Source organism: uncultured Sphingomonas sp., from assembly GCF_964244265.1.
GTDB lineage: Bacteria > Pseudomonadota > Alphaproteobacteria > Sphingomonadales > Sphingomonadaceae > Sphingomonas.
This window is the reverse complement of the sequence record NZ_CAXTHV010000040.1, coordinates 1-24,594: the sequence shown is the minus strand read 5'-3', so window position 1 is coordinate 24,594 and position 24,594 is coordinate 1. Positions and strand designations below refer to the sequence as shown.

Sequence of the window (24,594 nt, the reverse complement as noted above, 5' to 3'; positions counted from 1 at the left end):
AATCCACCGTCTCCGGCCCCGTCGTCCGAGCAAGCCGCCCCGCCGGGTCATAGCCATAATCGGTCACCCGCCCGCCCAGGTCGCGCGACGACAGCACATGGCCGTGCCGGTTATCATAGTGGAAATTAAACCGGGACTGTTTTAGGGTAGGGCGATGAGCAGTCTGGCGATCGACACGTTGCGTTATGCCAAGCGGCTGCGCGCGGCGGGGTTTTCGGAGGAGCAGGCCGAGGTCCAGGCCGAGGCGCTGTCCGAAGCAGTGCGCGAATCGCTGGTCACCAAGCTTGACCTCAACGAAGCCGTCGACAAGCTGCGCGGCGAGATCGAGAAGTCAAACCACGACGTGCGCAATGAGATCGAGAAGTCGGCCAACAGCCTGCGCATCGAGATGCGTGACCTGCATGCCGGGCTGATCCGCTGGCTGATCCCGCTGATGCTGGGCCAGCTTGCGGCGATGGCGGCGATAGTCAAGCTGCTGTAGCGGCACGCTGTGCAGCGACGGTTCGCTAAATGCGCTAAGCTGGTTTTCTAGCCTTTTGTTTCCGCGGCGCGGCGATCGCTTGATAGTTGGTCGAACAAGGCCGGATCGGCGAGCCGGTCGGCGACGAAGCGGACGAACCGCGCGGCATCCGCGCCGTTGATCACGCGGTGATCATAGCTCAACGACAGCGGCAGCATCTGCCGCCAGAGGACGGCGTCGTCGGGCCCGGGCACAGCGACCGGCCGCGCCCGTGCCACGCCCAGGATCGCCACCTCGGGCGCGTTGACGATCGGCGTGAAGGCGGTGCCGCCGATATGGCCGAGCGAGGTAAGCGTGATGCAGCCGCCCTCCATCTCGTTCGCCGACAGACCCTTGGTGCGCGCCTTGTCCGACAGCGCCGCGATCTCGATCGCCAGAATATCGAGCGACTTGGCATCGCAATCCCGGATGACCGGCACCAGCAGGCCGCCCGGCGTATCGACCGCAACGCCGACATGGACGTAGCGCTTCATCACCAGCACGCCGTTCGCGATGTCGAGCGACGCGTTGAATTGCGGCATGGCGGCCAGCGCGTCGGCCATTGCCTTGACGATCAACGGCACCAGCGTGAGTTTTGTCCCGCCCGCTTCGTTATGCGCCTTTCGCCGCGTCTCGAAATCGGTGATGTCGGCATCGTCATGGTGCGTGACATGCGGGATGGTCACCCAGTTCCTGGCCAGAAAGCCGCCGACCAGCTTCTGGATGCGGCTGAGCTTTTTCGGCTCGATCTCGCCATAAGCGGCAAAATCGACCTGCGGCCATGGTGGCAGGGTAGCGAAAGGATCGCTCATGCGCGTCGCTCGCTCGTCATCGTCCGTCTCCTTTGCCGCATACCGACATCATGGGCGACGCCCATGTCCTTCGCCCGATCATGACCCTAGGCACGCCTGATATTGTCCAGCCGCTCGGCGGTGACCGGATAGCCCGCATCGTCGGGAATGCACAGCCAGTCGACGCCGTCGCGGCGCTCCACCCTGGGCGTGATAACCAGCGGCGGCAGTGCCAGCGCGTGCGCGCGGGCCGCCGCGAAGGTCGGCAAGGACGCGATCCGTTCCAGCAGCCGCCGCGTCGGAAACAGCGCCGAGCCGTCGCCCGCGCGGCAGCGTGCCAGGATCTCCTCCGCGGTCGCCCAGAAAGCTTCGGTAGTTTCGGTACCGTCTGCCCGGGGCTCGGCATCGACGGGTGCCTGCGCGAGGTAGAAGCGCGTGTCGAAGCGCCGCTTGCCGCCGGCGGGGGGCAGCCAGCGCGCGAAAGGGACGAAGGCGTCATGATCGAGGGTGGCGCCATCGAGCGGCAGGCCACTTGCCGCCGCGCCGGGGGGTAGCATGTCGCCAGCGCCAATCGCGCGCCGGCCGACCACGACCGCGGTCTCTTCCCAAGTCTCGCGCGCGGCGGCGATGCGCGCCGCGCTGTCGTCGGGATCATGATCGGGCAGGTGGCGCGCGGCGAGCAGCCGGTCACCGGCATCGACCCGGCCGCCGGGGAAAGCATAGGCACCGCCGGCAAAGGTCAATGCCGCCCCACGCCGCACGATCAGGATATCGGGCGCCGCGCCCGCTCTCTCGCGCAGGACGATCAGCGAGGCTGCCGCGATGATGTCGTCGCTCATCGCGATGATCTAGCGCGGATCAGGGGGAAACCTAGCCCGATCGGCAGCTATCGCTCGGGCGTTGCGCTGAGCCCATGTCGGGACCGGTTGTCCGATTGTCGCGGCCCGTCGGGACGGTGTATCACCCGCCTGCCTAGCGTCCAGGCAAGGCAAGAGGCAACGGAGCCGCGGCAAGGATGACCGACCGTATCACACTCGACCTGCCGCCGATCGATCCGGCCGCGGCGATGACGCTTGGCGGGTTCCTTGTCGAAAGCGCCGGCCAGTTCGCCCCGCGCGAGGCGATCGCGTTCGACGACCCGATGCGGGATGGGGCACGCGTCAGCTGGAGCTATGCCGGCCTGCTCGGGGAGGCGCGCGCGGTGGCGAAGGCGCTGATCGCGGCGGGGTCGGGCAAGGGCATGCGCGTCGGCATCCTGCTCGGCAACCGGCCCGAATTCGTCGCCGCGCTGTTCGGTACGGCGCTTGCCGGGGGGGTCGCGGTCACCCTGTCGACGTTTTCGACACGCGACGAACTCGACACGCTGCTGCGGCTGTCCGATGTCGACATCCTCCTCACCCAGCGCGCGATCGCGCGCCGCGTGCTGACCGACGACCTGGCCCAGTTGCTGCCCACAGCGGACGGCGGTGCGGTCGCCGAGGACAGGTATCCGTACCTGCGCCGGGTGGTGGTGCTGGGCGGCGATACGCCGTTCGCGCCCTGGCAGGATTTCATCGCCGCCGGGACGATGGTGCCGGACGCGACGCTGGACGCGCGCGCGGCGCGCGTTTCGGGCAACGACCCGGCAATCATCATCTATACGTCGGGCACGACCAGCCAGCCCAAGGGCGTGATCCACCTTCATTCGACGGTGGTGAAGCAGTTTCACTGGCAGGCCGCGATCTATGGACGGCATCTCGAAACGCGGATCGGCTCGCCCTTTCCGCTCTTCTGGTCCGCCGGCATCGTCTCGGTCCTGGGATCCACCCTGGCGGCAGGCGGGGCGTATGTCGGCGACGAGGTCTTCGAGCCCGGCGCCGCGCTGAAGCTGATCGCGCGCGAGCGGATCGACGAATATTACGGCTTCCCGACACACACCGCCGCCCTGGCCGACCATCCGGACTGGCTCGCCGCCGACCTGTCTTCCATGACGCGAATTACCGGCAACAACGAATTTGACGGACACCCCAATGCCAGCCCCGATCCGAACTGGAACCATATCGTGGCATATGGCATGAGCGAGAGCTGCACGTCGATCGTCAGCCACCTGTCGACCACGCCGACCGCGATCCAGCGGCAGAGCGCGGGTCGCCCGCTGCCCGGGATCGAGCTGCGCATCGCGGATTTCGAGACCGGCGCCACGCTGGAGGCCGGCCGGGAAGGCGAGATCTGCGTGCGCGGACCGACGCTGATGCCGCATTATGCCGGCATGCGGCACGAGGACAGCTTCGACGACGAGAATTTCTTCCACAGCGGCGACACCGGGTTCGTCGATGCCGACGGCTACCTCCACTGGACCGGCCGCATCAAGAACATGGTCAAGACGGGCGGCGCCAATGTCGCGTCGGGCGAAGTAGAGGCAGTCGCCGCCGCGCTCGGCACGCTCAAGCTGTGCCGCGTGGTGGGGATGCCCGACCGCCGGCTTGGCGAGATGGTGGTGCTGTGCGCGGTTCGCGAGGAGGGCAGCAGCACCACGGAGGAAGAGGTTCGCGCGGCGATGCGCGAAAAGCTTGCCGCCTATAAGGTGCCGCGTCGCGTGCTGTTCTTCGGCATCGACGATTATCCGCTGACCGCCTCGGGCAAGGTCAAGGACAAGGAACTGCGCGAAATGGCAGCTGCGATGATGGAACCGGCCGAAGCCTGAAACGCCGAGAAAGGTGCCGGTCGACGAATGCCCGGTCCGTGGGAACCGGGCATTCCATCGGCGATCTCAGCGAAGGCTGCTTACCGCGCTCTTGGTCAGGCTGGTGACCAGCTTGCCATCGACCATGCTCAGCGTGCTCGCCGGGATCGTCTTGACCGTGGTGTCGAAGATGATCTGGACCGAGCCATCGCTGTTCACGCGGCTGACCTGGCCGAGCCGCGCCTGATCGGCGCTGCGCAGCATTACGCCCGACTTGGCAATCGGCGCGGGAGCCGCCGATTGCGCCGCGGCGGGAGCCGCCGAAAGCGCGACAGCGGCGAGAAGGACGAACGTGGTACGCATCTCAATATCCTTTCACATCGACCCCGTCAGAAGGGGAACATCGATAAGCTATGCCTAGCTAGTATATCCCAGGCAACTATGTCAAGAGAGAAATGCTGCGAAGCAACATTTTATGCCGGGGATCACGCCAACGGCAAGGGGATCAGGCTTGCACGCAAGCCCCTTCCCTGAAGGAAGGAGCTAGTCGGGCATGACGATTCAACCTGATCGAGTTAAAATCTCGAATGTGAAGAGATCAGCTCGACCACGTTTCCTCGTCACCCCGGCTCATGGCCCGGGTGACGGATCACCATAAAAGCATCACGCTTTAGTTGACCGGCGTCGCGAGGCGATCAGCGGGAGGGCGTGACGACCAGGCCATCGAGCCGCGGATCGATCCTGATCTGGCAGGACAAGCGGCTTTCGGGCCGCGGGTCGTCGGTCAGGGCGATCAGTTCCTTCTCGTCCCTGCCCGGCGGCCCGACGATCGCCAGCCATGCCGGATCGACATGGACATGACAGGTCGCGCATGCGCGATTGCCGTCGCACTGCCCCTCTATCCCGGGCACTCCCTCCCGCCGTGCGGCGGCCATCACGGTATAGACCGAACCGTCCGCGACGACGGTCTGCGTCGTGCCGTCGGCAAGGCGGAAGTGGAGCGTCGGCGCGCCTCGTTCCCCGACCATTCGCGCTAGCGCGGGCCCATCCGGATCGCGCCGTCGAGCCGCACGGTCTCTCCGTTGAAATAGCCGTTGCGGATCATTTCCAGCGCCAGGCTGGCAAATTCGGCGGGGGCGCCCATCCGCTTCGGAAAGGGCACCATCGCACCCAGCGCGTCCTTCATCTCCTGCGGGGTCTGCTCCATTGCCGGCGTGTCGAAGATGCCCGGCATGATGGTGTTGATGCGGATACCCTCGCGCGCCAGGTCGCGCGCGATCGGCAGCGTCATGCCGACGATGCCCGCCTTGGCGGCGGAATAGGCGGCTTGCCCGGACTGGCCGTCGGTCGCGGCGGCAGACGCGGTATTGACCATCGCGCCGCGCTCCCCGTCGATGGGGTCGAGCGTCATCATGCCCGCCGCCGAGCGGGTGACGCAACGGAACGTGCCGACCGTATTGAGCTTCAGAACCCATTCGAACTTGTCCGCGGGGAAGAAGGTAATTTCCCCCGTCTTCCTGTCGCGCCGGGCGGTCGTGATGGCGTTGCCGCCGCCTGCGCAGCAGACCAGCGCCCGCTCCTGCCCGTTGGCCGCTCGCGCCTTGGCAAAGGCGGCGTCGACACTTTCGTCCGACAGCACATCGACCTGGCAGAAGGTGGCGCCGGTTGCCGCGGCGACCTTTTCGCCCGTATCCGGGTTGAGATCGAAGATCGCCACCTTCGCGCCCGCTTCGCGTAGCGCCACCACGGTGGCGTGGCCGAGCCCCGAGGCGCCGCCGGTAACGACCGCGACGAGCGACGAATCAACCTTCATGGATGTGCTCCCAAATCACGCCGTGTTCGGCATGATGGCGTCCTTTGCGTCCCCGCGCGTGCCGGACAAGCCGAACCCATTCCGGATTCGCCAATATCGCGGGGGCGCTTTACCGTTCATGCCCGCAACGGCAGCCCCAGCTTTTCCGCGGCCTGGGCCTTCAGCGTCGGCAGGTAGAAGCTCGGGAAACGTCCGGGCGATTGCCGGCCCGTCTTCAGGATCGCGCGGCCGACCTGCATCTGGTGCACTTCGGAAGGTCCATCGGCCATGCCGAGGATTTCGGCGGACAGCTGCTCGTTCTTCAGCGGGGTCATGTTGGACATGCCGAGCGAGCCCATCAGGTGCATCGCCTTCCGGCTGACATTGCGCAACACCTCGCTGCAGCGGACCTTGCACGCGCCGATCCACAGCCGCGCTTCCTCGTCGCGCCGCTGGTCGAGCAACCACGCGGTCCTGAGCACCAGCAGCTTCAACTGCTCGATCTCCATCCAGCATTCGGCAACGTCCATCTGCACCAGCTGGTGGTGCGCGAGCGGCTTGCCCTTGGTGACGCGCGACACCGCGCGCTCGGTCATCATCTCAAGCATCTTTTCGGCCTGGCCGACCGCCCGCATCGCGTGGTGGATACGCCCGCCGCCGAGCCGCGCCTGCGCGACCTTGAAGCCGCCGCCACGGGGGCCGAGGATCGCCTCCGCGGGTATTCGGCAATCCTCGAATCGCAGATGAGGATGCCCCGGCGCGCCATACGGGTCGCTGGCCAGCCCGACCTGCCGGACGATTTCCAGCCCTGGCGTGCCCTGCGGCACGATGATCGTGGAGAATCGGTCATGGACGCGTTCGGCATCGGGCTCGGTCCGGCACACGACGATCAGGAAATCGGCGAGATGCGCGTTGGACGAATACCATTTCTCGCCGTTGATCACCCATTCGTCGCCTTCCAGCACGGCGCTGGTGACGAACTGGGTGGGATCCGAGCCGCCCTCGACCTCGGTCATCGAAAAGCAGCTGTAGCAATCGCCCGCCCACAATGGCTCGAGCCAGCGACGCTTCTGCTCGGGCGTGCCGAAATTGGCGAGAATCTCGCCATTGCCGCTGTCGGGGGCTTGCGCGCCGAATGTCACGGGCCCCCACCGCGTCCGGCCGAGCACGAAGTTGACCAGCGCGAGCTCCACCGTCGTGATCCCCGGTCCGCCCAGATGCGGCGGCAGGTGGATGCCCCACAGGCCCTTGTCCTTCACGATCCGCTGCAAGGGCTTCAGGACCGAGCGGCTGAGCGCGTCGTGACGATTATAGGGAAGGGTGTGGTCGTAATCGAAATAGGCGTCCATCGGCTCGACCCGCTCGCGAACGAACTCCCGGACCCAGTCGAGTACGCCCTCGAACTCAGGCGAAATGCTGAAATCGATCATCGCATGATCCTCAAACCTGGCCCAGCCCGTCCACCCGGAGCAGCGCGCCGGTCGTGTAGGACGAGGCGTCGCTGGCGAAATAGAGCGCGGCGGTGACGATCTCGCCCGGATAGCCGAACCGCTTGAGCAGCACCGGCTGCTCCTTGCCCGGTTCCGCCCAGTCCTTCGAGATGTCGGTATAGAAGCCCCCCGGCGAGATCACGTTGAAACGCACCTCCGGCGCGAATTCCTGCGCGAAGGCGACGCTGATCGCGTTCAGCCCGGCCTTCGAACCCGCATACGGTCCGAACATCGGCATCGGCCGCAGCGCGCCGGTGGTCGAGACGCTGATCACGCTGCCGCCGCCCGCCGCCTTCATCCGCGTGGCGACCAGCGCGGACAGCCGGAACGGGCCCTTGAAGTTGAGCGCGATCACCTTGTCGAACAGCGCCTCGCTGGTTTCCAGCGACGAAGGTGCTGCGGGCGACATGCCGGCATTGTTGACCAGGATATCGACCTTGCCGAAGCGATCATAGCTCGCCTCGACCAGCCGCTCGATCTCGTCCCATTTGCCGCAATGCGCCGCGACGGCGAGCGCCCGGCCGCCCATCGCCTCGACCTCGCGCGCCACCGCGGCGCAGGCATCGAGCTTGCGGCTGGCGACGATCACGTCGGCGCCGGCGGCGGCATAGCCCAGCGCGATCGCGCGACCGAGCCCCCGGCTGCCGCCCGTCACCAGCGCGACCTTGCCGGACAGGTCGAACAATTCCGCCGGCGTGCGCGGTCCTTCTGCGGCCACGTCCATCAAAAGCGCGCCGCGCGGGCGATCGACTGAGCCTGGCCGAGCAGCTTGATGACCATCTTGCCGAACATCTCGCCATATTCCTTGGATTGGCGCCCGATCAGGCTCTCGGCATATTTGCGTTCCAGCAACACCGCCAATTTGAACTGGGCCAGCACGATGTAATAATCGAGGTTGCCGACCGGCAGCCCGGTCCGGTCCGCATAGAACGCCACCATTTCCTCGCGCGTGGGAAAGATGCTGGGGTCGAAATAGCCCAGCGGCGCCTCGCCCGGCGGGTCCTTCTCGCTGCGGAAGCCGTATATGACCCAGCCGAGATCCAGCAGGGGATCGCCGATCGTCGACAGCTCCCAGTCGATCATCGCCTTGAGTTCGGCCTTCTCGCCATGGGCAAACATGGCATTGGCGAAGCCGTAATCACCGTGGATGATGCCCACGCGCGGGGTCTCGACCAGATTGTCCTTCAACCAGTCCCCGACATAAGCGAGGCCCGGCAGGTCGCGGCCCTGGTAATTCTCGGTCGTCCGGTAGAGGTCGAGCTGGTGCATCCAGCGGTCGACCTGGCGCTCCAGGAACTTGTCCGGTTTACCGAAATCTTCCAGCCCGACCGCCCTGTAATCGACGTTGGCCAGCGTCGCGATGCCCTCGATTAATCTAAAAGCAAGGTCCCGCCGCCCACCCCCCCGCTTGTCGAAGGGCGGGGGAAAGGTGCTGCCGAGCGCGACCCAGCCGTCGATGTGCGTCATCACGTAAAAGGCGGTGCCGTTGACCGTCGCGTCGTCGCAATGGCCGAGCAACCGTGGCGCGCGCACGTCGGTGTCGTTCAGCGCCCTCAGCACGCGCGCCTCCCGCCCCAGGATCTTCTCGCTGTCCGGTCGCGGCACGCGCGGCGGCCGGCGCAGCACGGCCTTGTTACCGTCGCGTTCCAGCACGAACACGATGTTGGTCGCGCCGCCCGTCAGCTTGGTCGCGCGGAGCGGCCCGCCGCCAAGCGACGGCACGTGGTCGTCCAGCCACCTCTCGACCGCCGCCACGTCCAGCAGATCCTGTGCGCTATCGCTATCGGTCATCTCCCGCTCTCCAGTAGTGATACATATGAATCTATATGAGACTCTTGTCTCAAGTTGCGTGGATTGCGGTTCGCTGTCAACGTTGCATCGATCGCGGACACCTGGAACAGCGACCCGAAAGAAAAGGCATGACCAACCTTGTCCAGCCGAGCCTGCGGACGGCACAACGGGAAGTAGTACGAAGCCGCATCCTTGCGGCGGCACGTGCGGCATTCATCGAGACCGGCATCGCCGAGACATCGATCGACGACATCGCGACCCGCGCCGGGCTGGCGCGGGCGACGCTCTACCGCCACTTCACGGGAAGGGAAGGTCTTCTGCTCGGCATGCTTGACGAGGATTGGGACCGGCAGGTGAAATTATATGCGCGCGTGCCCCCGGCCGCGGTGCTCGATGCGCAGACCGCCAGGGCATGGCTGCGCCGCCTGCTTCACGCCACGCAGGCGCGGCGCGATTCGCTGCGGCTCTATGCGACGATGATTGGAAGAGGCGCCGACATGATCGGCCGGCTGGCGCGCCAGCGGCAACGCCTGGTGGACGCGCTTGGTGAGCAACTTTCCGTATTCGCCGATCAAGATCCAAGGTTGCGGATCGAGGCGATGCTTACGGTCATGGAGATCGAGCAATATTGCGTCTATGCCGGCGGCGAGGTCACCCCTGCGGAAACGGAGATCGCGACCGACATCGTGGCCGACCACTTCTTGGCGTTTTGCGGAAAGAAATAATGGGCGTAGCGGCGGGCATGCCCATCCAGTTATGATGTCTCGCACAGCGAGCGATGGTGGGTGCGCTGGTCTTGGATTACGAGCATTAAGATATGTGCCTTGGCATGAAGCTGGGCGATGACGGGAACTTCGAGCTTAAGACCCGCTTCCCTGGCGACAATCGGGAAATTCGGGTTGGTCGAGGCCGTCGTGAGGCGCTCGATCCCGGTGATCAGGACAACGGCCAGGTTCAGGCAAGGCGATGCCCGATCCTCGACGTCGCCGTCCATCTGCCGGACCAGATTGGCGATCTGCGGCGCGGACGCGCGGACCCGCAGCCGCAGGAAGCGAACGTCATTGGCATCCGCAAAGCTGTTGCGCATGTGGAGCAGGCGGGCATGCCGCGCCCAATAGGCATAATGCGCCTCGACATAGGCGATGCAGCACGCCTCCAGCCGGTCGTCCGGCCAGCGAAATCGCGCGAGATCGTTGAACGAGCCGATATCGGCGATGACCGGTTCGAGCGCCGAGAGCAGCAACTCGCCGAGATCGGCGAAATAGAGATACAGCGTGGTCATGCCGACCGACGCCTCGCGCGCCACCGCGCTCAGCGAGACCGGCTCGGACCCCGGCTTGCTCATCAGCCGCGCCATGGCGGCGAGGATCCGCTCGCGCGTGTCACGCCCCTTGCGTCCCAGCCGCTGGCCGAGCAGATTATGGCTTGCCGCCGTCTGCGATTGCGGAGGATGGCCCGGTGTCGGTTCGGTCAGCGTCGGCTCGGTCAGCGCGCTACACATGGCTCGGACGGCCCCTTCTCGATGCAGCTTTTCCGTCCGCAGTCTGGCAGAAGCGGACAATGAACCGCAACATCTGGCCGGCGCGCTGTCGTTAATAGCGCCCTGGCGTTGCGACCGGCGGGCAGACGAGCCGCGTCGATGCGGCGTTCAGTCGGAGGCCGGCAACGGCTTGGCGTCCTTGGGGTGAAGCATGACGCCGGCCATCGACAGCGAGCCCTGTCCCCCCTTGATGCACAGCAGCTCGACCGTGGCATCCGCATCCTGATAGCGCTTGCCGACCTTGGTGCCCTGGGCAAAGGCCGGATCGATCGCGCCCGGCTCGCCCGGGCGCTGCTCGGCCATCGGCGCACCGCCGCACGCGACGTCGCCGGTCGGCGGCGCGCGGATCACCATCACCTCGGTATCGCACACCGCGCTCTTCAGTTTCGTTCCTGGCTTCATTCCGCTTCGCTCGCTTTCCCCTGGTAATCGATTCGTTCCGTTCCGCAGGCCGGCCCCGGCAATGCCGGGCGCGCGTCAGGCCGCCGCCTGGTTGAACGGCATATTCTTGTCCGGACGATAATCCTGCGGCAAGCCCAGGACGCGCTCCGCAATAGTGTTGAGCAGCATCTCGTCGGCGCCGCCCGCGATCCGGCCCAATGGTCCCGACATCCAGCTCGTCGTCCAGTTGCGCCGGTTACGGCTGGTGTGGTCGATCGCGATGGCCGAGGGGCCGACCATGTCGAGCGCAATCGCCGACAGGCGCTGGCGCGAGCGCATCGACACAAGCTTGTGGATCGATCCGTTGGCGTCGGGCTCCTTGCCCTGCGTCAAGGCGAGGAAGGCGGTGTCGCGGATCGCGGCCAGCGCGCTCTGCTGGCGATAGGCGCTGGCGATCTCGCGGCGGATGCGGCCATCCTTGATCGCGGGGCCGTCCTCTGTCTGCAGGTCACGCGCAAAGGCGGCGAAATAGGCGGCCGGCGGCCCGAACCCGGCCTCGTCGGCGGCGGCATAGCGTTCGATGAACAGCGTTTCCATCGCCACGGCAAAGCCCTCGCCCACCGCGCCCAGCCGCTGGCTGTCGGGAATGCGGACATTGTCGAAGAACACCTCGTTGACATGGCTGTCGCCGGTCATCAGCTTGATCGGGCGGACGGTGATCCCCGGCGCCTTCATGTCGAGCCAGAAATAAGTCAGGCCCTTGTGCTTGGCAACCGAGCCATCGGTGCGCACGACGATAACGCCGTAATCGGCATATTGCGCATAGCTCGTCCACAGTTTCTGGCCGTTGATCACCCAATCGTCGCCATCCCGCTCGGCGCGGGTCCGGAGCGCCGCGAGATCGGAGCCGGCGGCCGGCTCGGAGAAGAGCTGGCACCAGATGTTTTCGCCCTTCAGCGCGGGGACGGCGAAACGCTGGCGCTGTTCCTCGGGCGCACGCCGCAGCATGATCGGCAGCGGCATGCCCAGGCTGATCGAGAAGAACTCGGTGGGGAAGCCATATGGCATCTCCTCCTGGTCGAAGATGATCTTGTAGATCTGCGACAGGCCCTGGCCGCCATATTGCGTCGGCAGGTTGATGCCCGCAAAGCCGTTGGCGAACTTTGCCGCCTGATAGCGCCTGGCGAGCGCGACCGTCTCCTCCGCCCCGAGATGCGCGCGGGCCTCCATCCCGAATTCGGCGACTTGAGCCTCAAGGAAGGTCCGCGCCCGGGCGCGATAGGCATCGTATTCGGCGGGCGTGTCGGCAATGGTCATGGCTGCTGCTCCAGTGCGGCGACGATACGGTCTTCCCACATGGCGGGCTGGCCCAGTTCGAGCGCGGTCGCGCGCGCGCGGCGATAATGAAGGTGAAGATCGGCTTCCCAGGTCACGCCGATGCCGCCATGGACCTGCGTCGCCAGCCATGCGGCCTGCTCATAGGCGTCCGAAGCGTTGAGCCGCGCGGTGGCGGCGGCAAGTTCGGCGCCCGGCGCGCCGCTGTCGAACCGGTGCGCGGCATCGGCGGTGGCCGCGCGGGCGAGCTCGTTGAGCACCCACATCTCGGCAATGCCATGCTTGACCGACTGGAACTTGCCGATCGGTTGGCCGAAGGCGACCCGGCTATTGGCGAAATCGCGCGCCACCTCGATACAGGCATCGGCGCCGCCGACCTGCTCGGCGGCGACCACCACCGCCAGCCGGCAAAGCAGCGTGCCGAGGCTGGCGACATCGGAGCGGGGCAGACGTTCGGCCACCTGGCCGTCGAAGATCAGGTCGGCGGCCGCGCGGCTGGGGTCGAAGGCGTCGAGTGCGATCCGCTCGACATCGTCGAGGGGCACGACGAACAAGGCCGTTTCGCCATCGCCGGCATCGGCCTGGACGATGGCGACGTCCGCCGCGCCGCCGCCCGTCACCGCCCGCTTGGTGCCGCGAAGCTTACCGCCCCGGACCTGCGTTGCCGGCGTGCGCGGCGCGACCGAATTGCCCTCCGTGCTCGCCAGCACGCCGATCGTCTCGCCGGCGGCGAGCCCGGGCAGCCAGTGTGCCTGCTGCTCGTCCGATCCCCAGCGCGCGATCGCCTCGGCGGCGGCGTACGAGGTCGACAGGAACGGCGCGCCCGCGACGACCCGCCCCGTTGCCTCGGCGATCCGGCACAACTCGATCAGACCAAGACCCAGCCCGCCATGTTCCTCGGGAATGGCGACCCCCGTCCAGCCATTCTCGCCACAGGTCTTCCAGAAGCCCGCATCATGGCCCTCGCCGCGTTCCAGGATGGCGCGCAGCGCCTTGCCGTCAAAGCGCGCGGCAAGCTGGCGCCGTGCCTCCTCGCCGATCGCGATCTGTTCGTCCGAATATAGAAATGCCATGTTCAACCCATTTGATTACCGGCATGCGCGGCATGCTTGGCCGCGACATAGCCCCAGACGAAGGACGGACCGACGCTCGATCCCGCCCCTGGATAAGCACGCCCCATTACCGAGGCGGTCGATATGCCCGTGGCGTACAATCCGGGGATCGGCGACCCGTCCGCGCGCAGCACGCGCGCATTCACGTCGGTGACGACGCCGCCATACGTGCCGACATCGCCCGGATAGATCTTGACGGCGTAGAACGGCGCCTGCTCCACCGTGCCGAGCGACGGCGACGGCTTGTGGGTGGGGTCCCCGAGATACCGGTCATAGGCGCGCTCGCCGCGGTGAAAATCCTCGTCCCTGCCCTTGCGGACAAAGCCGTTGAAGCGCTCGACCGACGCCTCCAGCTTACCCGGCTCCATGCCGCAAATCTCCGCCAGGCCGGTCAGCGTATCGGCTTTTTTCAGGAATCCGCTCTCGATCCAGCTCGGCGGCTTCCTGCCGAACGGCAGCGAGCCGGAAAGCATGTATTTCTTCATGAACTGGCTGTCGAGCACCAGCCAGCTCGGAATGGCGGGTACGGTCTTGTTGCGCTCCAAGACTTCCTGGCACCAGCGCATATAGGATTGCGCCTCGCGCATGTAGCGAACGCCGCTCTGGTCGACGATGATCGAATGCGGGCTGGAAACATCGGCCTGCACCATCGGGTGGATTTCGGGATTTTCGGGCGTCAGCGTCACCTGACAACCCACCATCTCTTCCATTTGCGCGATGTCGGCGCCGATCCGCATCATTTCCTGGATCATTTCGCCGGTGTCGCCGGGGCTGGCATTGGTCCACTCGACCGACGTCCCGGGCTGGTATCGGTCACGCATCGCCTGGTTGCGGGAAAAGCCGCCGGCGTTGACCAGCACGCCGTCGCGCGCGGCGAACCGGCGTTCCTGGCCGTCGATCTGGGCGACGACGCCGGTCACGCCGCCATCCTCGCCGGTCTCCAGCCGCTTGACCGCCGCATTGGCGCGCATGTCGACGCCGGCCTTGATCGCCGCCTGGAACATCCGCCCCTGGAGCGCATTGCCCGCCGTCACCCAATGCTTGCCCGTCAGCTTGGCGGCGACGCCGCGCAGCGCGATCCGCACCAGATTGCGCTTGCCGATCCACGTCTGCTTCATGTGCGCCAGGCTCATCACCTCGTCGAGCGATCCCGGCAGTTCCACGAAGTTGGGCCGCAGCTTCGTCCTCCACTCGCCAAGCTCGCTCGCGTCGAACAGCTCGGCGACCACGGTACGGCCTGCTTCCGATCCGCCGGGCCGATCGTCGTCATAATCCGGCCAATACGGGATGCGGCGCAGCTTGATGCCCTGCGCGGTCAGGAACTCGACCATCCGCGGCGCCTCGGTGACATAGGTCATGCGCCGCTCGCGCGAGGCGCCCGGGGTGTCGTCGTGATCGCCGACCACATTGTCGAGATAGCGCATCGCCTGGTCGGGACTGTCCTCGACACCGGCCGGCTTCATGAACGGATTGTTGGGTATCCACATCACGCCGCCCGACATGGCGGTGGTGCCGCCGAACAGATCGGTCTTCTCGAGGATCAATACCGACTTGCCCTGCGACTTCATCACCAGCGCCGCGCACATGGATCCGCCGCCGCTGCCGACGACGATGAAATCGAATGTCTCGTCCATAGCTTGTCGGTTCCTCATCCCGCCCTTACCGCGGCCGGCAACGGTTGGGTGATGCGGTCGATGCGGTCAATCGGCTCGGCGCGGATCGCCCCCTGATCGGGCATAATTCGTCCCGGCGATACTCATGCCGCGCGATGGCCCTGGAGCGTCACGAGGTCGAGCCTGGTATCCCCCGGCAGGTCGATCAGCATCCGGACGAGACCCGCAATCGTGTCCAGCTCCGAAAACGTCTTTGCGTAAAGATCGAACCCGGCCTTGCTGCTGGCTGCCGCGAAGCGGCCGAATGTCTCTGGATCGACATCCCATTGCTTGTCGGGGTCGTTCAGCGAGCCGATCCTGAGCGTCGTGGCGCGAATATGGTCGTCGCCCAGTTCCTGGCGCAGGCCGCGCGTGAACCGCTCCAGTCCCGCCTTGGTCGCTTCATAGACGACGAGGTGCGGCATATCGAGATCGACCGATTCCGAAGAGACCGAAATGACGAGCCCGGCCTTGCTCCGGCGCAACAACGGAATGGCGGATCGCGCGCACAGCATGGGGCCGAGCAGATTGGTCCCGACCGTGTCGCGGAACTGGGCGTCCGATGCCTCCTCGATCAGGAAAGGTTCGAACACCGCGGCATTGTTGATCAGCACGTCGATGCGGCCATGGTGCTGCTCGATCGCGGCAAAGGCGGCGCGCACCGCATCGGGGCTGGCGACATCGCAGCCGATCGCCAGCGCGCCCGGGCCGATCTCGTCCGCGACCGCCTGGATCTTGGCGACCGAGCGGCCGAGCAGCACCATTGCCTCGCCGTCCGCCCCCAGGCGCCGCGCGACGGCCCTGCCCAGACCGGTGCCCGCGCCCGTGATGACCACCACCTTGCCGCTCATCGACTTTCCCTTCGGCGCCCGCCGCGCCATTGCCGCGTCGGCCGGCGGCATGGATGATTTCCGGATAGCGCAGGCCGGGATCGGCGTCTTGATGGCGCGCGACAGCGGCGATGCGGATCCGCCGGATCGACGCGGTATCGCCCGCCGACAAGTCCGTTGCGTTGTCGCCACCGCCCCGGTTATTGTCGCTCGCCATCAAGACGTGATCGAAGGTCAATTCATAGCGTCCGGCGGCTTGCCCGGCGCGGTTTTCCGGCCCCGTCGGCACGCGAAAGGAGTCGCATGGCTGTGAGCGCATTGAGCAGGGACGTGATGATCGACATCTTTATGAAGATGTCGTTGCTGAAGCAGAATGACGAGCGGATGCGCGCGGTGATCAAGTCCGGGCGCCTGGTGATGCCCTATTATTCCTATCGCGGGCAGGAAGTGATCCCGTCGACGATTTCCGCCCTGCTGCGCGACACCGACTATATCTGCACGATCTATCGCGGCACGCACGATTCGCTCGCCAAGGGGTGTCCGGTCGACCAGCTCTGGGCCGAACTCGCCGGGCGCGTCACCGGCACCTGCAAGGGCAAGGGCGGCCCGATGCATATCACGCATCCCGGCAGCGGGGTGATGGTCACGACCGGGATCGTCGGCTCGACCATGCCGATCGCCAACGGCCTGGCCTGGGGATCGAAGCTCAAGGGCAACGATGCGGTGACGATCGCCTATTTCGGCGACGGTGCGTCCAATATCGGCGCGTTCCACGAAAGCCTCAACCTTGCCTCGCTGTGGAAGCTGCCGGTGGTCTTTGTCTGTTCGAACAACCGCTATTCCGAGCATACGAAGACCGAATTCGGCACCGCGATCGACCAGATCGCGCGGCGCGCGGAGAGCTATACGATGCCCGGCGTCCGGGTCGACGGCAACGATGTCCTCGCGATGCACGCGGCGGCCAGCGAGGCGATCGACCGCGCCCGCGCCGGTGAAGGGCCGACGTTGATCGAGGCGATGACGTTCCGCTTCTTCGGGCATGTCTTCGGCGACGACGACAAATATATGGACGAAGGCGAAAAGGCCGCAGCGATGCAGGCCGATCCCTATCCGGTCTATCGCAGCTTCCTTCTCGACAACGGCCATGCCGACGAGGCCGAACTGGCCGCGATCGAGGCGGGCCACAAGGACGAGATCGACGCCGCGCTGCAATTCGCGCTCGACAGCCCCTTTCCCGAGGCGATCGAGGTCGCCCGCGACGTCTATGCGTATGAGGTGGCCGAATGAGCGACAAGATGACCCTGGTCCAGGCCGTCAACCTGGCGCTGTCCGATGCGATGGAAGCGGACGAGACCGTGCTGCTGCTGGGCGAGGACATTGCCGACAAGGAAGGCGGCGGCGTCTGCGGCATCACCGCCGGCCTGTCGACCAAGTTCGGCACCGACCGCGTCAAGTCCACCCCGATTTCCGAACAGGCGATCATGGGCGCCGCGATCGGCGCATCGCTGATCGGCTTCAAGCCGGTCGCCGAGATCATGCTGATGAACTTCACCACGGTCGCCTCCGACATGATCGTGAACCATGCCGCCAAGCTGCGCTTCATGTCGGGCGGACAGACCAACGTGCCGATCGTCGTGCGGACGATGACGGGCGCAGGGGTCGCCAATGGCGGACAGCATTCGGATTATCTCGAAGCCTGGTTCGCGCATACCGCGGGGCTGAAGGTGGTGCTGCCGTCCAACCCGGCGGATGCCTATGGCCTGATGCTCTCGGCGATCGACGATCCCGATCCGGTGATCTTCATCGAGACGCTGCCGGCGTTGTTCACGCCCGGGGCGGCGCCCGAACGGTACAAGAAAATCCCGATCGGCAAGGCCAAGGTCGTCCGCGAAGGACGCGACCTGACGATCGTCGCCTATGGCCGGATCGTGCAGGCGATCGCCGGCCTGGTCGATAAGTTGAAGGACGAGGTGGATGTCGAACTGATCGACCTGCGCACGGTCTCGCCGCTCGACATGGACACCGTGCTGGAATCGGTGGCCAAGACCGGCGCGGCGATCGTCGCGCATGAAGCGGTCAAGAAGTTCGGCCCGGGCGCGGAAATTTCGGCGGCGATCCACGAGAAGCTGTTCGACAAGCTGCGCTCGCCCGTCATCCGCATCGGCGCCAAATATGCGCCGGTACCATTCTCGCAACCGCTGGAGACGGCATCTTTGCCGTCACTGGCCGAGATCGAGACCGCCATCCGCTCGCTGGTGCGCGAGCCCGCCTGACCTTGGGACGCCGACAAGAATACCGTCGCATGACGGCCGGAATTGGAGTGTGACATGAGTGTATCGTCTTTTCCGCCAGAGGCCGTCCGCGACGATTTCGTGCCGAAGGAGGATTTCTTCGACCGCGATTTCGCCCGCGCCGAAGCGGAACATCTCTGGCCCAAGGTGTGGCAGATCGCCTGCCGGCTGGAGGAGATCCCCAAGATCGGGGATTATGTCGTCTACGAGATCCTGACCGATTCGATCATCGTCGTGCGCTCGGGCGAAGGCGATGCCGGGGTCAAGGCGTTCCACAATGCCTGTCCCCATCGCGGTACGCTGCTCGCAGAGGGCTGCGGCCATACCAAGCAGTTCGTCTGCCCGTTCCATGGCTGGCGCTTCGCGGTCGACGGCAGCAATGTCGAGGTGGTCGACCGGCATGACTGGGGCGCCTGCCTCAAGGAAGGCGACGCCGATCTGGCCGCCGTACAGGTCGGCACCTGGGGTGGCTGGGTGTGGATCAACATGGATCCCGAATGCCAGCCGCTCGACCAGTTCCTCGAGCCCATGAAGTCGCGTTGCGACAAGATGGAGTTCGAGAAGCTTCGGTTCTCCTGGTACAAATCGACGATCGTCGAGGCAAACTGGAAGACGGTGGTCGAGGCGTTCACCGAATTCTACCACGTCCAGACCACGCATCAGCAGATGCTGACCTATACCAAGGATTATTCGACCAGCCGGGCGATGGGGCGGCATGGCTGGATGAGCTATGAGTTCGGGACCGGCCTGCCGATCGGCCGCTCGGCGCGGCTCGAGCCGCTCGCGGAAGAACCGGATTTCCGCGAATATCTCTACGAATATGGCAAGCAGTTCAAGAACGACCTGGCGGCGATGCAGACCGAGCGCGCCTTCCAGTCGATCCAGGCGCTGCGCGACCTGCCCGCCGACGCGACTCCCATCGAGGTGCTCACCAAATGGGGCGAGGGCATCTACCAGCGGGCGATCGAGAGCGGCGCGGGCTGGCCCGAGGGGCTGACGCCCGAATATATGGCCGAGACGGGGTTTGACTGGCACGTCTTCCCCAACACGGTATTCCTGCATCCGGCGATCGAGGCGGTGCTCTGGTATCGGATGCGGCCTTATGGCGACGATCCCGAGAAATGCTATTTCGACACCTGGTCGCTGGAGCGTTACCCGCCCGGCGACGAACCGCAGGTCGAACGCGAATTCCATGCGGACTGGCGCGACGGCAATTACCCGCTGATCTACACGCAGGATTTCGAGAACATCCCGAAGGTGCAGAAGGGGCTGCGCTCGCGCGGGTTCAAGGGCGGGCGGACCAGCCCGGTGCAGGAGCGCGCGATCGCGAACTTCCATCGCCGGCTGCGCACCTTCCTCCAGGACAGTCATGCCGACGACGATCTCGGACCCGAGCCCAAGCGCGACTCGACGCCCTGAAGACCGCGATGACGGTCGAGGACATGCTGGCGCGCGAGGGGATAAGGCAGACCATCGCGCGCTACACCGACGCCGGCGACAATGGCCGCTACGAAGACCTGATCCCCTGCTATGCCGAGGACGGCATTTTCGAGATTGCGTCCGGCCAATGGCATGGGCGCGCCGCAATCGAGAAGGCGCTGCGCACCATGCGCGCCGCGCGCGATGCGACGGTAAAGCTGCAGCGGCATCATCTCGGCACCTGCCACATCACGCTCAAGGGGCCGGAGCACGCCGCGGCCGTCACGTATTTCACGGTGATCTCGGATATCGGCCCGGACCATGCCGGGCGCTATCTCGACGATCTCGTCCGCCGCGACGGGACATGGCAGTTCGCGCACCGCAACGTAATGGTCGAATGGCGATCCGACGAATCGCGCTTCCTGCCGGGCATCCCGCCCGCGGCGGCCTGACCGGTCAGCTCGTCAGTTCGGTGCGCAGCTTGCGCGGCGAGGCGGCGAACCAGCGATAGCAGCTGCGCGACAGCACCGATGCCTCGGAATAGCCCAGCATCTCGGCGACGCGGGTCAGCGGCATGCCCGACTGGCCGAGGTAGCGCAGCGCGACATCGCGGCGGAAATCGTCCTTGATCGCCTCGAAGCACTGGCCCTCCTCGCGCAGCCGCCGCTGCAAGGTGCGCGGATGGAGCCCGAGTGCCGCGGCGACGCGGTCGTTGGTGCATTCCCCGCTGTCGAGCAGGCGCCCGATCTGCGCCCGCACCCGCGTGCTCATGGTCTGGTTGGCCGCCGGAAAGCGGCTGTCGATGAAGCAGGTCGCGAGCTCGTACAGCTGCGGATCGGGGTCGACGATCGGGCAACGCAGGTCGCGTTCGGTGAAGAACAGCCCATTGGACGACTGGCCGAACCGGACCACGCAACCGAAATACCGGCGATAGGTCGATAACGGCGCGAGCGGCTCGTGACTGAACCACACTTCGCGGGCGCGCACTTCGCCGGCGCTGATGTCGGCGGCGGCATGGTAGGTGAGAAGCAGCGCCTGTTCGACGACCTGCCGCTGATAGGGTAGCCGGCTGAGCAGGATTTCGAAGCGCATGAAACTGCGCTGTTCGGCGCGGTCGGTCTCGATGCTGATCTGTGCCGCCGAGCTGTATGCCTGGATATGCTCGGCGCAGTAACGAAACGCATCGCCCACGGAGCGCGAGTTCTTCATGGCAATCTCAATGGGTCCCAGCACCTTGGCGCCACCCTGCAGCGCCGCCAGCCGCATGCCGAAATCGTCGCACTTCAGCTCCGCGGCGGCGCGTTCGAGCAGGTGCACCATCAGGCGATAGGGGATGACGGCATCGCGATTGTCGAGCACCGCCGGATCGATCTGCGCACGGGCCAGCAGATCCAGCGGATCGCCGCCCAGTTCAGTCACCAGACCCGGGAAATTGCGTAACGCATCCACGCGCACGACCGCCGCGCTGGTATCGGGCGCGAGCGGTTGCGCCGCATAGGCGCCGTCTTCCAGATAAACATTCATCGTTCGCCTCTCCGCGCCTCATCTGCCGCGAGGCGTACGTCATTCCCGCGGCAATCCGCGACCGCGCATCTCCCGTCCATCGATCGGGGCGGGAGTTGAAGATGCAGCATCGGCTTGGGCTTTAGTAGGAGATTCGTTCAAAGATCGTAGCCGCGATCGCGATTCCGGGGTGGTTCGAGCGGAAAATGCGGTCGCCCCCCGCCCGACATCTGTCGTCCGCCATCAAGACGATTACTCGTCCCTGTGGTCGGAAAAGCGCGTCTAACTGGGGAAGGCGATCAGCTGTGCCATCACGTGACGCGACCGGCCGCGGGCCGATCGGGCCGCCTCCGATCGGATCGCCGGCATGAGCGATTCGGGAACGGAAACCACCGATTTCGTGATTGTCGGCAGCGGTGGCGGCGCCCTGGCCGCCGCGCTGACCGCGGCCAGGGCGGGCATGTCGGTGACCGTCCTGGAAAAGAATGCGAAGTTCGGCGGATCGACGGCGATGTCGGGCGGCATCCTGTGGCTCCCGGGCAATCCGGTATCGCGGCGGACGGGCGACCGGGACACGATCGACGCCGGACGAACCTATCTGGACGACCTGATCGGCAATACCGACAAGGCATCGACTCCCGCCCGGCGCGAGTCCTTCCTCCGGGCGATCGACCCGATGGTGACGATGCTCGAGGAAGAGGGCCTGCGCTTCTACGCCTGCAAGGGCTATTCGGACTATTATGACGAGCGGCCGGGCGGTCACGCCGCGGGCCGCGCGATCGGCGCCAGGATGATCTCGGCCAAGGCGCTGGGCGACGATGCGGAGCGCCTCCAGCTCCTGCCGGGCTGGAACCTGCCGATCGCGACGGACGAGTTCGCCGCGATGTCACTCGCCGGTCGGACGATCAGGGGCAAGCTGATGGCGGCGCGCGTCGCGGTGCGATCCCTGCGCCAGAAGCTGGCGGGGGCGCCGCTCTATTTCCGCGGCGCGGCGCTTCAGGCGCGGATGCTGCTCGCGGTGCGCAGGCGCGGCATCGATCTGCGCGCGAACATGGCGGTCGCCGACCTGATCGAGGAAGGCGGGCGCATTGCGGGGGTCCGCCTGGCGGATGGCGGCAGGATCCTGGCGCGGCGCGGCGTGCTGATCGCGGCGGGCGGATATGCGCGCAATCCCGCGCTCCGCCGCGAGCATCAGGGACATCCGGCGGGTTCCGACTGGACCATGGCCAATCCCGGCGATACCGGCGATCTCCTGGCGACGGCACGCGCGCACGGCGCCGCGACCAGCCACCTGGAAGAGGCGTGGTGGGTACCCGTCTCGCTCAAGGCCAACGGCCAGATCGCCGGCTTTCACAGCCCGCAGGAAATGCAGAAGCCATATTGCATCACCGTCAACGCCAGGGGGGAGCGCTTCGTCAACGAGGCCGCCTCGTACATGGAAATCGGCCAGGCCATGTACGCGCATGACGGCGTGCCCGCCTGGATCGTCATGGATGCCCGCCACCGCCGCCATTATCCGTGGGGCGCGGTGCCGCCGCGGGTCACGCCGCCGAGCTGGATCAAATCGGGCTATCTCCAGCGCGCCGACACGCTGGAGGCGCTGGCCGGACAATGCGGCATCGACCCTGTCGGACTGGCGCGGACAGTCGCGCGTTTCAACGGGTTCGCGCGTGCCGGCGACGACGCCGACTTCCATCGCGGGGCGCGCGCCTATGACAAAGTCTACGCCGATCCGCGCGTGACGCCGAACCCGGCGCTCGGCACCCTCGAACAGGCGCCGTTCTATGCGGTCAGGATCGTGCCGGGCGATGTCGGGACGGCGGGCGGGCTGATGGCGGACGACCAGGCGCGCGTGCTACGCGAAGACGGCGGCGTCATCCCGGGGCTCTACGTCTGCGGCAACGCCGCGGCGCCGGTATTCGGCCGGACCTATCCGGGGCCGGGCGCCAGCATCGCCGCCTCGTTCGTCTTCGGTTACCTTGCCGCGCGCCATGCTTCAGGAGCCAATATATGACGCTGATCGTCCATCATCTCCGCCTGTCGCAGTCGGAGCGCATCGTCTGGCTCTGCGAGGAGCTCGGCATCGACTATGTGCTCAAGGTCTATGACCGCAGCCCGCCGATGCAGATGGCGCCGCCCGAATACAAGGCGCTTCACCCGCTGGGCACCGCGCCGGTCATCACCGATGGCGCCGTCGTCCTCGCCGAAACCGGCGCGATCGTCGATTATATCGTCATGAAGCATGGCGGCGGCCGCCTGACGCTGCCCCCCGACGATCCCGCCTTCGCCGACTGGCTGTTCTGGCTGCACGTCGCGAACGGCACCTTCGTCGCGAGCGAGATGGTAGTGCTGATCGTCCAGTCGATCGGCATGGACGGCGGCATGGCGAACGCGCTCGGCGAGCGCAGCGCCAATGTCCTGGCGCTCGCCGAGGAGCGGTTGGGCGCGGCCACCTGGTTCGCGGGCGACGCCTTTACCACCGCGGACATCATGATGGTATTTCCGCTGACCACCATGCGGATGTTCACCCAGCGCGACCTGGCGCCTTATCCGAACATCCTGGCCTATCTCGCGCGGATCGGCGCGCGCCCGGCCTATCGCCGCGCGATGGCCGCAGGCGACCCGGAGCTGACGCCGATGCTCGGCTGATCCCGACGACCGCCGGCAGGGCGCGCAGCCCTTCACGACGACGCGGCTTCATCCTTGTCATGCGCGAGCACGTCCTTGAGGCCGGGGCGGATATGCTCGCCGCCTTTTTCCGCCTCGTGTTTCGCGATGGCGGCGGTGATCGCGGCGCGAGTCTGCTCGCCGAACCTCGGCCGGTTCGCCTTGACCCATTCGTAGGAGGCGTCGCGGTTGCGGTTGAGCTGCTGGAAATGCGGCATCACGTAACGCGCGATCATCTCGTAGCTCTGCTGCGTCGCCGCCCAGTCCGCCCAGTTATGCGCGAACAGCAGGAAGGCGCCGAAACCGCCACTTTCCTGCCGGAGCAGCTCGATCCGCGCGATCGCGTCGTCGGGCGTGCCGACCACCGCCGCGTCGCTCGCGAGATAGGCCTCGACCGGATCGCCGACGCCTTCGGGCACCAGCGGCAGATTGGCGACGTCCTTGAAATAGGCCAGCCATTTGGCGAGCCCGAAGCGGACGTCGGCGATCGCCTGTTCGCGCGTCTCGGCGATGTGCATCTGGCCGACCAGCCGCCAACGGGCGCGGTCCATCACCTGGCCGTTGTCGGCGGCGACGCCTTCGGCGATCGCCCAGTTGGAGGCGAGCGCGTTGAACCCGTCTTTCGAGGTCGCCTGGATCGAGAGGAGGCCGAGCCCGTGCCGCCCCGCCGCGCGCGCGCCCGACGGCGAGATCAGCGAGGCGACCGCGATCTCGACCGACGGCCGCGTCCAGGGGGTGAGCTGCACGCGCGCCTCGTTGAGCGTGAACCAGTCGGTCGTCCGCGTCACCGTCTCGCCGGCGAGCAGCGGCACGAGCACGTCGAGCGCCTCCTCCATCCG

General features: G+C 66.2%; 27 protein-coding genes. 10 read left to right on the top strand and 17 right to left on the bottom strand.

Going from position 1 to position 24,594, the window contains the following annotated elements:
- Positions 1 to 187 (bottom strand): RHS repeat domain-containing protein (locus ACFE7K_RS14205; RefSeq protein ID WP_375398857.1); only part of this gene is annotated, 187 nt, incomplete at its 3' end.
- Between ACFE7K_RS14205 and ACFE7K_RS14200 the strand changes: the two genes are divergently transcribed.
- Entirely contained in the window at positions 155 to 481 is a 327-nt protein-coding gene (locus ACFE7K_RS14200) for a hypothetical protein (protein ID WP_375398856.1), read from the top strand. The two genes, ACFE7K_RS14205 and ACFE7K_RS14200, sit on opposite strands and share 33 nt — an antisense overlap.
- Before the next feature lie 47 nt (positions 482 to 528).
- On the opposite strand, the gene ACFE7K_RS14195 is transcribed toward ACFE7K_RS14200, so the two are convergent.
- Entirely contained in the window at positions 529 to 1,311 is a 783-nt protein-coding gene (locus ACFE7K_RS14195) for a 2-oxo acid dehydrogenase subunit E2 (RefSeq protein ID WP_375398855.1), read from the bottom strand.
- An 86-nt stretch (positions 1,312 to 1,397) separates the two neighbouring features.
- Positions 1,398 to 2,129: an NUDIX hydrolase gene (locus ACFE7K_RS14190; protein WP_375398854.1), complete on the bottom strand. Its 732-nt coding sequence runs from the start codon at positions 2,127 to 2,129 to the stop codon at positions 1,398 to 1,400.
- Between the two features lie 176 nt (positions 2,130 to 2,305).
- On the opposite strand from ACFE7K_RS14190, the gene ACFE7K_RS14185 reads away from it, so the two are divergent.
- Entirely contained in the window at positions 2,306 to 3,973 is a 1,668-nt protein-coding gene (locus ACFE7K_RS14185) for a class I adenylate-forming enzyme family protein (protein ID WP_375398853.1), read from the top strand.
- 66 nt (positions 3,974 to 4,039) lie between these two features.
- Here the strand turns inward: ACFE7K_RS14185 and ACFE7K_RS14180 are convergent, their stop codons facing one another.
- From ACFE7K_RS14180 to ACFE7K_RS14155, 6 genes are all read right to left on the bottom strand, one after another.
- Entirely contained in the window at positions 4,040 to 4,315 is a 276-nt protein-coding gene (locus ACFE7K_RS14180) for a hypothetical protein (protein WP_375398852.1), read from the bottom strand.
- A gap of 332 nt (positions 4,316 to 4,647) precedes the next feature.
- Positions 4,648 to 4,980 (bottom strand): 2Fe-2S iron-sulfur cluster-binding protein, encoded by a 333-nt coding sequence (locus ACFE7K_RS14175; RefSeq protein WP_375398851.1) that lies wholly within the window; start codon positions 4,978 to 4,980, stop codon positions 4,648 to 4,650.
- A 5-nt stretch (positions 4,981 to 4,985) separates the two neighbouring features.
- Positions 4,986 to 5,765, bottom strand: a complete 780-nt coding sequence (locus ACFE7K_RS14170) for an SDR family NAD(P)-dependent oxidoreductase (protein ID WP_375398850.1) — start codon at positions 5,763 to 5,765, stop codon at positions 4,986 to 4,988.
- Between the two features lie 116 nt (positions 5,766 to 5,881).
- Positions 5,882 to 7,174 carry an acyl-CoA dehydrogenase family protein gene (locus ACFE7K_RS14165; protein WP_375398849.1) on the bottom strand — a complete coding sequence of 431 codons (1,293 nt, stop codon included), beginning with the start codon at positions 7,172 to 7,174 and terminating at the stop codon, positions 5,882 to 5,884.
- A gap of 10 nt (positions 7,175 to 7,184) precedes the next feature.
- Positions 7,185 to 7,958: an SDR family NAD(P)-dependent oxidoreductase gene (locus ACFE7K_RS14160; protein ID WP_375398848.1), complete on the bottom strand. Its 774-nt coding sequence runs from the start codon at positions 7,956 to 7,958 to the stop codon at positions 7,185 to 7,187.
- Positions 7,958 to 9,025: a phosphotransferase family protein gene (locus ACFE7K_RS14155; protein ID WP_375398847.1), complete on the bottom strand. Its 1,068-nt coding sequence runs from the start codon at positions 9,023 to 9,025 to the stop codon at positions 7,958 to 7,960. The genes ACFE7K_RS14160 and ACFE7K_RS14155 overlap by 1 nt, the downstream gene beginning before the upstream one ends.
- 128 nt (positions 9,026 to 9,153) lie before the next feature.
- Between ACFE7K_RS14155 and ACFE7K_RS14150 the strand changes: the two genes are divergently transcribed.
- Entirely contained in the window at positions 9,154 to 9,750 is a 597-nt protein-coding gene (locus ACFE7K_RS14150) for a TetR/AcrR family transcriptional regulator (protein WP_375398846.1), read from the top strand.
- Between the two features lie 29 nt (positions 9,751 to 9,779).
- Here ACFE7K_RS14150 and ACFE7K_RS14145 read toward each other — a convergent pair whose 3' ends face one another.
- From ACFE7K_RS14145 to ACFE7K_RS14120, 6 genes are all read right to left on the bottom strand, one after another.
- Positions 9,780 to 10,526 carry a TetR/AcrR family transcriptional regulator gene (locus ACFE7K_RS14145; protein WP_375398845.1) on the bottom strand — a complete coding sequence of 249 codons (747 nt, stop codon included), beginning with the start codon at positions 10,524 to 10,526 and terminating at the stop codon, positions 9,780 to 9,782.
- A 147-nt stretch (positions 10,527 to 10,673) separates the two neighbouring features.
- Positions 10,674 to 10,967, bottom strand: a complete 294-nt coding sequence (locus ACFE7K_RS14140; protein ID WP_375398844.1) for a hypothetical protein — start codon at positions 10,965 to 10,967, stop codon at positions 10,674 to 10,676.
- Positions 10,968 to 11,042: 75 nt separating this feature from the next.
- Entirely contained in the window at positions 11,043 to 12,263 is a 1,221-nt protein-coding gene (locus ACFE7K_RS14135) for an acyl-CoA dehydrogenase family protein (RefSeq protein WP_375398843.1), read from the bottom strand.
- Positions 12,260 to 13,354, bottom strand: a complete 1,095-nt coding sequence (locus ACFE7K_RS14130; protein ID WP_375398842.1) for an acyl-CoA dehydrogenase family protein — start codon at positions 13,352 to 13,354, stop codon at positions 12,260 to 12,262. Before ACFE7K_RS14130 ends, ACFE7K_RS14135 begins: the two co-directional genes overlap by 4 nt.
- 2 nt (positions 13,355 to 13,356) lie before the next feature.
- Positions 13,357 to 15,027, bottom strand: a complete 1,671-nt coding sequence (locus tag ACFE7K_RS14125) for an FAD-dependent oxidoreductase (protein WP_375398841.1) — start codon at positions 15,025 to 15,027, stop codon at positions 13,357 to 13,359.
- A gap of 122 nt (positions 15,028 to 15,149) precedes the next feature.
- The gene (locus ACFE7K_RS14120; RefSeq protein WP_375398840.1) at positions 15,150 to 15,896 is read right to left on the bottom strand and encodes an SDR family oxidoreductase; all 747 of its coding nucleotides are present in this window, start codon (positions 15,894 to 15,896) and stop codon (positions 15,150 to 15,152) included.
- Between ACFE7K_RS14120 and ACFE7K_RS14115 the strand changes: the two genes are divergently transcribed.
- The 5 genes from ACFE7K_RS14115 to ACFE7K_RS14095 are packed head-to-tail and all read left to right on the top strand — an operon-like array spanning position 15,874 to position 20,037.
- A complete protein-coding gene (locus ACFE7K_RS14115) occupies positions 15,874 to 16,188 on the top strand; it encodes a hypothetical protein (RefSeq protein WP_375398839.1) in 315 nt (104 codons plus the stop codon). The two genes, ACFE7K_RS14120 and ACFE7K_RS14115, sit on opposite strands and share 23 nt — an antisense overlap.
- A gap of 20 nt (positions 16,189 to 16,208) precedes the next feature.
- Complete coding sequence (locus ACFE7K_RS14110) at positions 16,209 to 17,162, top strand: thiamine pyrophosphate-dependent dehydrogenase E1 component subunit alpha (protein ID WP_375398838.1); 954 nt, start codon at positions 16,209 to 16,211, stop codon at positions 17,160 to 17,162.
- Positions 17,159 to 18,148, top strand: coding sequence for an alpha-ketoacid dehydrogenase subunit beta (locus ACFE7K_RS14105; RefSeq protein WP_375398837.1), 990 nt, complete (start codon positions 17,159 to 17,161; stop codon positions 18,146 to 18,148). Before ACFE7K_RS14110 ends, ACFE7K_RS14105 begins: the two co-directional genes overlap by 4 nt.
- 54 nt (positions 18,149 to 18,202) lie before the next feature.
- On the top strand, positions 18,203 to 19,585 hold the full coding sequence (locus ACFE7K_RS14100; protein ID WP_375398836.1) for an SRPBCC family protein: 1,383 nt from the start codon (positions 18,203 to 18,205) through the stop codon (positions 19,583 to 19,585).
- 8 nt (positions 19,586 to 19,593) lie between these two features.
- Positions 19,594 to 20,037 (top strand): nuclear transport factor 2 family protein, encoded by a 444-nt coding sequence (locus ACFE7K_RS14095; RefSeq protein WP_375398835.1) that lies wholly within the window; start codon positions 19,594 to 19,596, stop codon positions 20,035 to 20,037.
- 4 nt (positions 20,038 to 20,041) lie between these two features.
- Here the strand turns inward: ACFE7K_RS14095 and ACFE7K_RS14090 are convergent, their stop codons facing one another.
- Positions 20,042 to 21,109, bottom strand: a complete 1,068-nt coding sequence (locus ACFE7K_RS14090) for an AraC family transcriptional regulator (protein WP_375398834.1) — start codon at positions 21,107 to 21,109, stop codon at positions 20,042 to 20,044.
- 346 nt (positions 21,110 to 21,455) lie between these two features.
- Between ACFE7K_RS14090 and ACFE7K_RS14085 the strand changes: the two genes are divergently transcribed.
- Positions 21,456 to 23,102 (top strand): FAD-dependent oxidoreductase, encoded by a 1,647-nt coding sequence (locus ACFE7K_RS14085; protein ID WP_375398833.1) that lies wholly within the window; start codon positions 21,456 to 21,458, stop codon positions 23,100 to 23,102.
- The gene (locus tag ACFE7K_RS14080) at positions 23,099 to 23,737 is read left to right on the top strand and encodes a glutathione S-transferase family protein (protein WP_375398832.1); all 639 of its coding nucleotides are present in this window, start codon (positions 23,099 to 23,101) and stop codon (positions 23,735 to 23,737) included. The genes ACFE7K_RS14085 and ACFE7K_RS14080 overlap by 4 nt, the downstream gene beginning before the upstream one ends.
- Positions 23,738 to 23,769: 32 nt before the next feature.
- Here ACFE7K_RS14080 and ACFE7K_RS14075 read toward each other — a convergent pair.
- On the bottom strand, positions 23,770 to 24,594 hold an 825-nt coding region (locus ACFE7K_RS14075), incomplete at its 5' end, for an LLM class flavin-dependent oxidoreductase (protein ID WP_375398831.1).